The sequence below is a fragment of the Hymenobacter qilianensis genome (assembly GCF_014489555.1).
Classification (GTDB): Bacteria; Bacteroidota; Bacteroidia; order Cytophagales; family Hymenobacteraceae; genus Hymenobacter; species Hymenobacter qilianensis.
Genome location: NZ_CP060784.1, coordinates 441308 through 454068, shown reverse-complemented (window position 1 = coordinate 454068; position 12761 = coordinate 441308). Strand labels below are relative to the sequence as shown.

The 12761-nt window shown below is 53.9% G+C and carries 12 protein-coding genes; 4 read left to right on the top strand and 8 right to left on the bottom strand.

Going from position 1 to position 12761, the window contains the following annotated elements:
• Window positions 1–108 precede the first annotated feature (108 nt).
• From lysS to H9L05_RS02025, 7 genes are all read right to left on the bottom strand, one after another.
• On the bottom strand, window positions 109–1617 hold the full coding sequence (gene lysS / locus H9L05_RS02050; RefSeq protein WP_187732826.1) for a lysine--tRNA ligase: 1509 nt from the start codon (window positions 1615–1617) through the stop codon (window positions 109–111).
• 125 nt (window positions 1618–1742) lie between these two features.
• Window positions 1743–2780 carry a hypothetical protein gene (locus H9L05_RS02045; RefSeq protein ID WP_187732825.1) on the bottom strand — a complete coding sequence of 346 codons (1038 nt, stop codon included), beginning with the start codon at window positions 2778–2780 and terminating at the stop codon, window positions 1743–1745.
• 243 nt (window positions 2781–3023) lie between these two features.
• Window positions 3024–4364, bottom strand: a complete 1341-nt coding sequence (locus tag H9L05_RS22940) for a carboxy terminal-processing peptidase (RefSeq protein ID WP_223284680.1) — start codon at window positions 4362–4364, stop codon at window positions 3024–3026.
• A complete protein-coding gene (locus tag H9L05_RS22935) occupies window positions 4361–5176 on the bottom strand; it encodes a hypothetical protein (RefSeq protein WP_223284679.1) in 816 nt (271 codons plus the stop codon). The genes H9L05_RS22940 and H9L05_RS22935 overlap by 4 nt, the downstream gene beginning before the upstream one ends.
• Window positions 5177–5522: 346 nt before the next feature.
• Window positions 5523–6344: a hypothetical protein gene (locus tag H9L05_RS25685; protein ID WP_308422014.1), complete on the bottom strand. Its 822-nt coding sequence runs from the start codon at window positions 6342–6344 to the stop codon at window positions 5523–5525.
• Window positions 6345–6547: 203 nt separating this feature from the next.
• Window positions 6548–6916 carry a hypothetical protein gene (locus tag H9L05_RS02030; RefSeq protein ID WP_187732824.1) on the bottom strand — a complete coding sequence of 123 codons (369 nt, stop codon included), beginning with the start codon at window positions 6914–6916 and terminating at the stop codon, window positions 6548–6550.
• 123 nt (window positions 6917–7039) lie between these two features.
• Window positions 7040–8230 carry a proline dehydrogenase family protein gene (locus H9L05_RS02025; protein ID WP_187732823.1) on the bottom strand — a complete coding sequence of 397 codons (1191 nt, stop codon included), beginning with the start codon at window positions 8228–8230 and terminating at the stop codon, window positions 7040–7042.
• 165 nt (window positions 8231–8395) lie between these two features.
• On the opposite strand from H9L05_RS02025, the gene H9L05_RS02020 reads away from it, so the two are divergent.
• Genes H9L05_RS02020 through H9L05_RS02010 form a run of 4 tightly spaced genes read left to right on the top strand, consistent with a single transcriptional unit; the run spans window position 8396 to window position 11871 of the window.
• Complete coding sequence (locus tag H9L05_RS02020) at window positions 8396–9493, top strand: chorismate mutase (RefSeq protein WP_187734159.1); 1098 nt, start codon at window positions 8396–8398, stop codon at window positions 9491–9493.
• A 51-nt stretch (window positions 9494–9544) separates the two neighbouring features.
• On the top strand, window positions 9545–9910 hold the full coding sequence (locus tag H9L05_RS27150) for a dehydroquinate synthase/iron-containing alcohol dehydrogenase family protein (RefSeq protein WP_223284678.1): 366 nt from the start codon (window positions 9545–9547) through the stop codon (window positions 9908–9910).
• Window positions 9820–10590, top strand: coding sequence for a 3-dehydroquinate synthase (locus H9L05_RS02015; RefSeq protein ID WP_223284677.1), 771 nt, complete (start codon window positions 9820–9822; stop codon window positions 10588–10590). The genes H9L05_RS27150 and H9L05_RS02015 overlap by 91 nt, the downstream gene beginning before the upstream one ends.
• A gap of 48 nt (window positions 10591–10638) precedes the next feature.
• Window positions 10639–11871, top strand: coding sequence for a 3-phosphoshikimate 1-carboxyvinyltransferase (locus H9L05_RS02010; protein WP_187732822.1), 1233 nt, complete (start codon window positions 10639–10641; stop codon window positions 11869–11871).
• Window positions 11872–11925: 54 nt separating this feature from the next.
• Here the strand turns inward: H9L05_RS02010 and H9L05_RS02005 are convergent, their stop codons facing one another.
• Entirely contained in the window at window positions 11926–12747 is an 822-nt protein-coding gene (locus tag H9L05_RS02005; protein WP_223284676.1) for an ABC transporter substrate-binding protein, read from the bottom strand.
• Between the last annotated feature and the right edge of the window lie 14 nt (window positions 12748–12761).

The following is a 12761-nucleotide window of genomic DNA, read 5'->3' as shown; positions in this document are numbered from 1 at the left end:
ATATCTTCTGAATTGAAGCGTGGCGAGTCGCTAGCTGTGATTGTTTTAATTAAAAAAGCCCCCAGATGTATCTGGGGGGCTTTTTTGTTTTGCTGAATGATTGTGCTGTTAGTTGTTCTCCGGCTTCATTTGGGGGAAGAAGAGCACGTCCTGAATGGAATTGGAGTTGGTCATAATCATGCTCAGGCGGTCGATGCCAATGCCGAGGCCAGCCGTGGGGGGCATTCCGTACTCCAGGGCCCGCAGAAAGTCCTCGTCGAGCACCATAGCCTCCACGTCGCCGCGCTTGCCCAGCTCCAGCTGATCCTCGAAGCGCTGACGCTGGTCAATGGGGTCGTTTAGCTCGGAGAAGGCGTTGCAGATTTCTTTGCCGTTGCAGATTGCCTCGAAGCGCTCCACCAAGCCGGGCTTGGAGCGGTGCTTCTTCGCCAGCGGCGACATTTCCACCGGATAATCAGTGATGAACGTGGGCTGAATGAGCTTAGGCTCGCATAGCTCACCAAACAGCTCATCGATGATTTTGGCTTTGCCCATGCTGGGGTCCAGGTGCACGTTGAGCTTTTGAGCCGTTTCGCGCAGCGCCGCTTCGTCCATATTGGTGATGTCGACGCCGGTGAAGTGCTGAATGGCTTCAAACATGGTGAAGCGCTTCCACGGCCGCTGGAAGTTGATGAGGTTGTCGCCTACCTGCACTTCGGTTTTGCCATGCAGCTCGAAGGCCACGCGCTCTACCATTTCCTCCACCAGGTCCATCATCCAGTAGTAGTCCTTGTAGGCTACATACAGCTCCATCTGGGTAAACTCGGGGTTGTGAAACCGCGACATGCCCTCGTTGCGGAAGTCTTTGCTGAACTCATACACCCCATCAAAACCACCCACAATCAGGCGCTTCAGGTACAGCTCGTTGGCGATGCGCAGATACAGCGTCATGTCCAGGGTGTTGTGGAAGGTTTTAAACGGACGAGCCGCCGCACCACCGTATAGGGGCTGCAGGATAGGCGTTTCCACCTCCAAGTAGCCTTTGTCGTTCAGATAGTTGCGCATGGCCTGCACCAGCAGCGTCCGCTTCATAAACGTCTCGCGCACGTGCGGATTCACCACCATATCCACGTAGCGCTGGCGGTAGCGCTGTTCCGGGTCGGTGAATGCGTCGTAGATCTGGCCGTCTTTTTCCTTTACCACTGGCAGCGGACGGAGAGCTTTCGACAGCAGCTTAAACTCTGTCACGTGCACCGACGTTTCGCCCACCTGGGTTTTAAACACGCGGCCTTTCACGCCCACGAAATCGCCGAGGTCAATCAGCTTTTTGAAAACCGTGTTGTACAGCTCCTTATCCTCACCGGGACAAATCTCGTCGCGGTTGATATAAAGCTGAATGCGACCCGACGAATCCATCAGCTCTGCAAACGAAGCCTTGCCCATCACCCGCTGCGACATGATGCGGCCCGCCAGACTCACTTCCTGGAAATTATTGAGTTCAACGTGATAGTTGTCATGGATTTCCTGCGCTGAGAAATTCACGTCGAACAGCTCGGACGGATACGGCTCAATGCCGAGCTTATGTAGCTCATCGAGTTTGTGGCGGCGTTGCTGTTCCTGTTCGCTGAGATGGTGCATGGTCAAGGGCTTAAAAATAAGGCCGCGAAGTTACGCCCGCCGCCCGGATTATACAGAAACAAAAAGCGCCGCCCCAGGGGAGCAGCGCTTACGTGTATTAGGAGTAAGACTGTAAATAGAGCGGATTAAGCCGCGATGTTCATTTGCGCAGGTGCCTCGCCGGTCAGTAGCGGCTCGATGCGATTGCGCAGACGATCAGCCACGAAGCTGTGCTGCAAGTGCTTGGGCAGATCAGCAATAAGCTGCTGATAGCGCTCCAAGCCCATAGCCTTCGCCACATAACTCTCGTGAATACCATTGAGGTAGCTCACAATGTTGAGCAGCGACTGATGGAAGAGCTTGAAGTCAATCTCAGCTTCCACGTAACGCTCGATCTCGCGGCTGGTCTGCGAAATGCGCAGGCGGCTCAGCAGATCGAAGATGGTGGTGTAGCCTAAGCGCCACGTAATCTGCTGCCAATGCTGCGGAGTCCACTTGTCGAGCACCTTGCCGGTCTTCTGGCTGCGCAGCGCGGTGTTGGGGTTAGCCTGCACCTGCTGACGCGTGATCTGAGCCTTCATCTTGCGCGTAGTGCGCAGAAACTGGCCGATCTGAGCCTGGGCTTCAATCTCTTTGCCGGCAATGTGCAAGCCCGCCTTGTAGCCAGCCAGCGGCAGACGATGGATGCTAAAGTCGCCGTAGGCACCGGCGGCGTAGAACGACACCGGGCGTGGGTAGGCATTGCGCACAACCAAACGACCTACCTCACGCTGAATCAGCGAAGAGTTGTTGGAGCGTACGCCGGTGGTGTACAGAAAAGCCTGCAAACCCGACAGAATGGTATGGTAAGCCTGCGGGAACGTCCAGTGCAGGGCGTTACGCAGGTAATCTTCGTCGCCTAGCTCAGCGGTAGCACGCAGCGCGTACTCCGTGCTCCAGCAGGCGTGCAGGAGCTTGGTGATATTCGGGAAGTAGGCGTCGGTTAGCTCGGCCTGATGCGCCCGGAAATAGGGCAGATGCTGCAAGCCGCCAGTCGCGTCGTCGTTTTCCTGAATGTGGTAGTTTATGGCAAAGAAGTAATTGAGAAAAACCTGGGCAGGAATCGATTTGCGCCACGTTTCCTCTGCTTGCCGCTGCTCGTCTGTAACGAGCGGAATGATGTTGTTCTCTAATATCGTCGTCATGCTAAGTAAACAGTAAAGGGGTGGTCTGAGTTGCATATTTACTAAAAATAATCGCAAATATTATAGCTATTTAGTATGTTGTAAATCAATGAGTTGCATAATTAATAAGCAGCATTTTTAGTAATGCTTTTCAGGGTCGATTTACTAATTTAGTTGTCATCAACTTAAGCGCATAAAAAAAGCCTCCCAGAATCGCTCTGGGGGGCTTTTTTAGTAAGATTTGACGGCTCTCACATAAGGTGCTTAGATCTGATCCTTCACGACAGCTACAGCTTCACGCAAAGTGATGTCCTTCTTCAGGTTGCGAGTGAAACGGGTGGCCCGATTTACTTGTACCGTGTCGGAACCTAGCTGACGCAGGTCAGCAGTCAAAGGAGCAATGTTAAGCGGCTGCGCAGCTTTCTGCAACTGCTCATACTTATCTGACTCGGCTTTGGCCAGTTGCTGCTCGGCACGATAGGTATCCAGCTTCAGGCTGACCATTGTATCGTTCTTGCGCTTGATCATGCGCTGCACCATACCGTTGATCAGCTTAAAGCTTTCACTAGTGTCTACACGCTTCTTGCTGGCTTCAGTTAGCTTAGCTACGGCCGGAGCACCGCTCCACGGGCGGTAGCGGGCAGGGCTGATTTCGTCCCATTTCAGGGGGTAATCCTGCTCTTTCTCGCCTTGGTCGAGGTAGCTGTACAGGTCGGGCAGAATAATGTCTGGCACCACGCCCTTAAACTGCGTAGAGCCGCCATTGATCCGGTAGAACTTCTGCGTCGTCAACTTCAGCGAGCCAAAAGGCTTGATGTTGTTGAACTCGGCTGGCATTGCATCATCTAAGTCGAAGATGCGCTGTACCGTGCCTTTACCATACGTGCTGGCCGAGCCCATTACGATGCCACGCTTATAGTCCTGAATGGCTGCGGCCAAAATCTCAGAGGCGGAAGCACTGTACTTATTCACCAGTACAACCAGCGGACCAGAATACTGTACGCGGGGGTCGCGGTCATTCAGGATATTTGGCGCGCCCTGGCTGGAGCGAACCTGCACTACAGGGCCATTTTCTACGAAAAGACCGGCCATCTCTACCGCATCCTGCAACGAGCCGCCGCCATTGGAGCGCAGATCGAGCACAACGCCCTGAACGTTCTCCTTGGTAAGCTTCTCCAGTTCCTTTTTCACGTCGGTGGCGCTGCTACGGCCGCCATTGTCGTTGAAGTCAGCATAGAAACCAGGCAGACGGATATAACCTATCTTTTTACCGTTGTCATCAATGGTAGCTGATTTGGCGAACGTCTCCTCGATAATTACCACATCCCGAATGATGGGGATAATCTGGGTGCTACCATCGGTTTTCTTCACCGTAAGGCGTACTTCCGTGCCTTTCTTGCCTTTGATCAGCGCTACGGCTTTATCTAGGCGCAGGCCTTCAATCGAAACCGGCTCGGCGGCACCCTGCGCTACACGCAAAATGATATCGCCGGCTTTCAAGTCGCCTTGACGGTACGAGGCACTGCCAGGAATCAGATCAGATACTTTGATCTGGCCATCCTTTTCCTGCAAGGAAGCGCCAATACCCTCAAATTGGCCGGTCATCTGCTCGTCGAACTTGTCTTTGTCCCGGGGGCAAAATATTCGGTATGCGGGTCATAAGTGTTTGCAATAACGTTGGCATAGAGCGCCAAACGCTCGCTGTCATCCGTCTGCATCATATCCTGAAACTGGCTGTCGAAGTACTTCAACACGCGCTTACGGGCCTCAATCTCCATCTCGGCGGGTGTGCGGTTTGGCTCGCTGGGAGCTACCACGGCAGTTTTGCTGATAGAAGCGGTGGGGGCGGAAGCTTTCTCCTTGCGCTTGGCCTGCTCGTCCATCATCTCCGAAACCCGCGACATCGTCTGGTATTTCAGATACTTGCGCCACTCCTCACGCTGTGCCGCTTTGTCGGCTGCGTAAGTCATTTTTTCGGGTTCCGTTTCAAACGACTCTTCCTTCGAAAATTCGAAGGGCTGCGTGAGAATCTCGCGGTACATGACCTGCACATCTTTCATGCGCTGGTTCATGAGCTGCGTACTCATATCCAGAAACTCGTGGGTACCAGCCTTTACTTGGTCGTCGATGGACGTTTGGTACTTGCGAAGCTGGGCTACATCCGACTGCAACAAGAACTTCTTATTATAATCAATGCGCTTCAGGTATAGGTCAAACACCCGCTTGGAGAAAGCGTCATCCACTTTTTCCGGTTGGTAATGGGCCACAGTCAAACCCTGAAGCATGGCTTTGATGAGGACTTCATCTTTCTGCGGCGCCCGGGCATCGGTTCGCCGGTAGAGCTTGTATGAAGCAAGCACAAAGATGGCCATCACCAGCGAGGCATAGAGCCCTATTCTTAAGCGGGGAGAAGACATGGAAATCAGCGTGAAATGGAGAAATCAAAAGGAAATGAACCGCGAGCCACTTATCAGCTATCAAGCTTGGAGCCGGTTACGAGCTTAAAACGCTAGCTATTGGCAAATAAGTGCCCAAAATCACAGGAAAGGAAGCGGCTTTGCCGGTAGGGTTGCACTACTCCACATAAGCCGGACTCACCAAACAGCTACAGTTACGCAACATGATGCCATTTGGATAAGGAAACCAAAGCATTATAGTTAAAATAAGGCGACAGTTCTACTTCAATCATCATATACAACAAAAAAGCCCCCTCTAGGTTAGAGGGGGCTTTTTATAAAAACCTAGCTAGCTATAAAGGAGCTACTAGTAACGACGAACGCGGTCGGCGTTATGACGACGGAATTCCTCTTCGAAATAACGGGCATCTTCATCGTTGCGGGGTTTTACGCCCATTACAATGCCGCCTTGCTTAATGTCCTGCTCATATTCAGCAGCATGCTCCTCAGGAATACCTGAACCTACTAGTGCACCTACAAGGCCACCAGTCAGGCCACCAGCACCGGCACCAGCCAAAGCTGCTGCGATAGGACCAGCGATTACAAGGCCTAAGCCAGGAAGTGCAACTGAAGTACCAATAGCGGCGATGGCACCGATAATAGCACCAGCAGTACCACCAATGGCCGAACCTACACCAGCACCTTCCATAGCTTTGTCGCCTAGGTCAGTGTCAGGAGTGTTTTCGCCGAAGTGACGCTTACGGGTTTCATCCGACATCAACAAGTTGACGTCATCTTTGCTGTAGCCACGTGAAGACAGGGTGCTGTAAGCACGCTCAGCGCTATCACGGTCGCGGAATGAGCTAGTCATCATGCCGCTGCTCTTACTGGAGTCGTAAGGCTGGCCGGTTACTGCGTGTGCAGCGTGGTCAGCAGTGTTCTGTACTGCATCAATGCCACGGCCTACTACAGCACCAGGAGTACCAGCGATAGAGGCACCTTTAGCAGTAGCGCTGAAATCATCACCTTCTACATTAGAGCTTCCAGTGCTGGAGTTGCCCATGTTACCGCTTGAAGTTGTATTACCCGTCGTGCTGTTGCTCGTGCCAGTACCGGCTGAGCCAGTTCCGTAGTTAGCGCCTGAGCCTGTTCCAGTGTTCGCCGGGTTGTTGCTGTTGTTCGTTTCCATTTGGGTAGGGTAGATTAGATTGTGATTAAGGGAGAGTTTGGCTGGCTACGAATGCTTTAAAACAGAAAAGCGCTCGACTAGCCAGTTGAGTAGCTAAACGGCGCGTTTCATGCAGGGGTTACAGAAATTTCAGTATAGCTGCTATTCTATCTTCAGATTCTAACTTATTACAGCCTACAGATGAGCTGATTGCTCAGCTTAAATCAGCCAAATTTCTCATAATTGGCATCTATCTGCCAAAACTCCCGACACTCATACCGAAGATTTTTTAAAAATTCCGGGTCCTGCTTTAGGGTGCGCCATTCGCCTAAACCCAATCGCTCGCACAGCTTAAAGAAGGAATCACCTTGCCCTTTTGAGCCAGCCACTTTTACCAAGCAGCTCAGGATAGGGCGCCCATTCTGATATTCTTTCTCTGATATCTCACTTAGAATCTCGTTCAGCCGTGACTTTTCGTGCGAAATCTCCAGATTGAGGCCTAACTCGGCTTCTTGTACCAGATTCAGGTAGCTGGTAGTACCTACCTGGTTACGGGCAAATCGAATTAAGTGGCTGCGGACACGAGCATTCATTGGAGCAACGGGAGTAGTCGGGCGGGAAAGATTTGGCAATGTACTGTTCAAAACTAACATATTTGAGCAGTCATGTGAGCGCAAACCAAAACTGTGCCGACGTAAGGGCTCCTTTTGTACGTCCTATTTTTTGCTCTTACGTCGAGTCATTTCTCTTTGAATAAGCGAAAACTCCCGGCTGCTTTGCCCTGCAATGGCGGTATTCTCGTCGGCGCGGCGCAGTAAGTAAGGCATAACCGCTTCTACTGGGCCGTAGGGAACATACTTGGCGGTATTGTAGCCTGCGTTGGCGAGGTTGTAGCTCAGATTATCGCTCATACCGTAGAGCTGAGCAAACCAGATGCGCGTATCCTGGGGCCGCAGATTGTGCTCCTGCATCAGCTCCGTGAGCAGTAAAGAACTGGCCTCGTTGTGGGTGCCGGCGCAAATGCTGATGCGGTCGACGTGGGTCACGCAGTAGCGCAACGACTCATTATAGAGTTGATCCGTGGCTTCTTTGGTGGGATTGATCGGGTTCTGGTAGCCGCGTTGGGCCGCGGTCCGGCTTTCTTTTTCCATGTACGCGCCCCGTACCAATTTGCCCCCCAGATAGTAGCCCTCGCGCTTGGCGGTTTCGCAGGCTTGCTGAATGGCTTCTAAACGGTCGTGGCGGTAGAGCTGGTAGGTGTTCCAGACAATAGCCGACTCGCGATTGTACTTGGCCATCATCTCATACGCCAAGTTGTCGACGGTTTCCTGAAACCAGCTTTCTTCCGCATCCACAAACACCCGCACGCCATACTGGTGAGCGCGGCCGCAGATGGCATCGACCCGCGCTTTGGAGCGTTCAAAGCTGGCTTGTTCGGCTTGGGTAAGCGTTTGTTTGGCCTGCACTTTCTCCAGGATAACGCTGTCGGCAAGGCCCGTTACTTTAAATACGGAGAAGGGAATATGGGTGGAGCGATGAGCCAGATCAATGGTGGCAAGAATCTCGTCGCGCGTGTGGTCGTAGCTTTTGTCGCTGCCTTCGCCCTCCACCGAGTAGTCGAGGATGGTGCCGATGTTGTAGCGGCCCAACTCCTCAATTACGGGTAGGCACTCCTGAATGGTTTCGCCGCCGCAGAACTGCTCAAAGATGGTTTTCTTGATCAGAAACTTCACCGGCAGGCCCCATTTCAGCGCCGCTTTCATCATGCCGCCGCCGGCTTTCACCAGCGTATTATTATTCATAGCCGCAAACAACGCGTACATCTGGCGCAGTTCGGCATCAGACTTAGAGGCAAAGGCAACAGCGGTATCGTTGAAGGAAAGCGACGGGGCGTGGGTAGCTAGCATAGAGCGGGTGGTTTTTAAACAACGCTTTTGGGTGGGCGAAGATAGGTTTTAAACAACGTTTTGACTGGTAGAGTTACCTTGCAGCCCGCTCTTTTTCCTGTACCCTTACCGGAGGAGCTGGGGGGCTTTTTGCGCCCGCTCACTACCGAACCCGCGTTTATTTTCATGAATACGTCCTCCGCCACTACTTTTTTTGCCCGTTTGCTGGCCAGCAAAGGGCTGCCGCTGCTTATTGCGGGGCCATGCAGCGCCGAAACCGAAGACCAGGTGCTTGCCACCGCCCGCGCCTTGAAGGCGATGGGCAACGTAGACCTGTTTCGCGCGGGCGTCTGGAAACCGCGCACCAAGCCCGGTGGGTTTGAAGGCATGGGCGGCGCCGCGCTGCCATGGCTGCAGCGGGTACGGGAGGAAGTTGGCTTGCCCGTAACCATAGAAGTAGCCACGCCCCGCCACGTAGAAGATGCTCTGCGCCATGGCATTGATGTGCTTTGGATTGGGGCCCGTACCACGGTTAATCCTTTTGCCGTGCAGGAGTTAGCCGATGCTTTGGCTGGTACTGGCGTGCCCGTGATGGTCAAGAACCCGGTGAACCCGGATGTGGCCTTGTGGGCCGGGGCGCTGGAGCGGTTGGAGCGCGTGGGCATCACCGATCTGGCCGCTATTCACCGCGGATTCAGCACGTTTGCTCCCTCACGCTACCGCAATGCGCCTACCTGGCAGCTGGCTTTCGAGCTGAAAGCACGCTTTCCCGAAGTGCCTCTCATCTGCGACCCCAGCCATATCAGTGGGCGCCGCGACCTGATTCTGCCCGTGTCGCAAAAGGCCCTCGACCTGGACTACGACGGCCTGATGATTGAAACGCACCCGGATCCTGATCATGCCCTTTCCGACGCGGCGCAGCAGGTAACGCCGGCTCGACTGGCCGAAATTCTCACCGAGCTGAAATACCGTTACCGCTCCTCCAACAATGCCGATTTTCTGAATAAAGCGGAAGAGCTGCGGCAGCAAATCGATACGGCTGACCGCGAGCTGATGGAGGCTTTGGCCGCGCGCATGGCGCTGGTAGAGCAGCTGGCCGAGTACAAGAAGGAGAACAACGTGAAGATTTTGCAGATGGACCGCTGGCAGGAAATATTCGCGTCGCGGCGAGACTGGGGGGCAAAATTGCGCCTGAATGATCCGTTTGTGGCCAAGCTCTACGAGCTGATTCATCTGGAAAGCATTCGCAAGCAAACCGAGATTATGAACCAGAACCCCGAATAGCCGTCTTTTACAGCTGTTCTATCATTTGTTCCTCGATAACCCCTTTATCCCTTGCAAGACACTCCTGCCATCGGTCCTCACGCGTTAATCGAACTCGCCGACCTCTTGCGCCAGCCGGCGGTAAGTCAGGTGTTTGTGTTAGCCGACGCGAACACCATCCGGCTCTGCTACCCGCGTCTGCGCGAGTTTCTGCCTGAGAATCATATTACTATCGAGATTCCGGACGGGGAAGAATATAAAGTGCTGGCTACCTGCGAAACCGTATGGGAAGCGCTTACCGAAGCCCGCGCCGACCGCTTTGCCGTGCTCGTAAACCTGGGCGGGGCGTGGTCACCGATCTGGGGGGCTTTTGCGCGGCGCTGTACAAGCGCGGCATTCGCTTCGTGCAGGTGCCCACTACACTGCTGGCGCAGGTAGATGCCAGCGTGGGGGGCAAAACCGGCATCGATTTTCAGAATTTCAAGAACCAGCTCGGCGTTTTTCAGACGCCGGCGGCTGTGTTTATCGAGCCGCGATTTTTGAATACGCTCGAACCTCGCCAACTCAAGTCGGGCTACGCGGAGGTGGTGAAGCACTGGCTGATTGCCGACGCGGCCGCGTTTGAACACCATCGGCGCACCGGTTTTTTCGTGGATGAGTGGGGGCCAATTATTCACGAGTCAGTGCTGACCAAAGAGCGCATTGTGGCCGCCGATCCGCTGGAGAGTGGTTTGCGCAAAGTGCTCAATTTCGGCCATACTGTGGGCCACGCCCTCGAAAGCTACCTGCTCAGCCAGCCCGGCCGCGAAATTCTGCATGGCGAAGCGGTTGCCGTTGGGATGATTTGCGAAAGCTGGATTTCCATAACAAGAGGCATCTTAACCGAAGAAGAGCTGGACAAGATTGAGACTTTCCTGTTCTCCGTATTCGAGAAGGTTCAGTTTGTTACGCTCGAAACCGATGCAATTGCGGAACTGGCTTTACAGGATAAGAAAAATGCCGGCTCCACCATCAACTGCACGTTGCTGGAAGGCATCGGCAATGCCATCTACGACCAGCCCGTTAGCGTGGATGAAATAGCGAGCTCCCTGCGCTACTATCATCGCCTGTTGAGCTAAATAAATCAAGACTGCCACGCGCTGCGTGTTCCTTATTAAGTACTCCAAATGCCCGATTCAATAACGTTAGCCTGGCCCGGCGGCCCCCTACAGGGCACCGCCCAACTACCAGCATCCAAGAGTGAAAGCAATCGCGCCCTGATTATTCAGGCCTTGGCCGGCAATGGCACTCTCTCGAATCTTTCCGACGCCAACGATACCCAACTCATGCGCCGCCTGCTGGCCAACTCCATCGCCGATACCCTCGACGCGGAAGATGCCGGCACCGTGATGCGCTTTCTTACGGCGTATTTGTCCGTTACTAACCGACAAGCCTTGCTCACCGGCACTGCCCGCATGCGGGAGCGGCCTATTGGCGTCCTCGTCGATGCCCTGCGCCAGCTCGGAATGCAGATTGATTACGCGGAAAAGGAAGGGTATCCACCACTCAATATCAAGGGCTGGGGGGCAAATTTGCCCGCCGAAGAAATGGCCGAGCTAACCGTACGCGGCGACATCAGCAGCCAGTACATTTCAGCTTTGCTCATGATCGGGCCCCAACTACCCGGTGGCTTGCGGTTATTTCTGACGGGCAAAGTCGGTTCGCGCCCCTATATCCGCATGACCCTATCGCTCATGCAGCACTTCGGGGCCGATTGCCGGGATTTAGGCTCCGTGCTGGAAGTTCGCCCCACTTCTTATAAGCCCGCCGATTACGCCATTGAAGCCGACTGGTCGGCGGCGAGCTATTGGTATAGTATGGTGGCTTTGTCGCCTGCTGGGGGGCAAATTCATTTGCCGGGTTTGCGCCGCCACTCCTTGCAAGGCGACCAGGCAATTGTCGGCATAATGGAAAAGCTTGGCGTAGCTACCGAGTTCGTGCCCGATGGCGTACTGCTTACCCAGCAGCCCCCAACCGGTGCTTTCTCCCAGGATTTCACCGATTGCCCCGACCTAGCCCAAACCGTGGCCGTAATAGCTGCTGCCCAAGGCATAAGCGTAGAAATGACCGGCCTGGAAAGCTTACGCATTAAGGAAACAGACCGCATCTTGGCCCTGCAAACGGAAGTTGCCAAATTCGGCGCTACCCTCACCGAAGAAAAACCAGATGTATTCCGCGTAGCTACCACCGATTTTGAGGTGAATGGGCAAACCGTAGCCACTTACCACGACCACCGCATGGCTATGGCCTTCGCCCCACTAGCGCTACGAGGCCCGCTGACCATAAATGCCCCCCAAGTTGTCCGCAAGTCCTATCCTAGCTTCTGGGATGAGTTAGAGCAAGCAGGATTTAAAGCATAAAGCGTAAAATGCGGTCATGCAGAGCCAAAGCGAAGCATGACCGCATTTTACGCTTTATGACACAATAGCCGCCCTCAACTCAGTGAAATAAGCGGCTGAGTGTTGCAATCGGCTGCCATACCAGCTGAATAGTTCTCCATCAACAATCTGGATTTGGGCCGGGGGGCAAATTGCCTGAAACTCCGCAATGTGCTTTGCCCCAAAAGGATAAGGCTCCGATGATAAAAGAATAACGCGCGGCGTGGCCGCAGTTAACTGTTCAGCCAAAACCTCCGGATAGCGTTGCTGGGGGGCAAATACGTTGGCAAAACCCGCCCGCCCCAGCATATCATCAATAAAGGTACCCGCCGCCGCCACCATATACGGCTTGCGCCAGATAAAATAAGCGGCTGGCACGGGCTTCTGGGGAGGTGAAAGCTGCGCAAAGGCAAGCTTAATATTTGCTGCGAGTTGGTCCGCCTTGGCCTTGGCACCTACCAGCACGCCCACCTGCCGAATCATGCGCAAAGCATCGGTGAGGTTGCTAATGTCGCTTAGCCACACTGGATAATGCGCAGCCAACTGCTCAATGCCTTCCTGATAATTCTCCTCCTTATTGCCAATGATAAGATCGGGCTTTAGCGCGGCAATCTTCTCAAAATCAAAGTTTTTGGTGCCGCCGATTATGGTGGCCTGTTGCCGCGCTTCGGCTGGGTGTATGCAGAACTTTGTCACCCCAACTACTCTTGCCCCTAGACCCAAATCGAATAACAACTCCGTCTGCGAAGGCACCAGCGACACGATACGACGTGGCGGATACGGCACCACCACGCGGCGCCCCATCTGGTCGGTGAGCGTGAGGGGCAGAGCAGGAGGGGAAGGAAGGAACTGAGACATACAAAGTCAAAAAC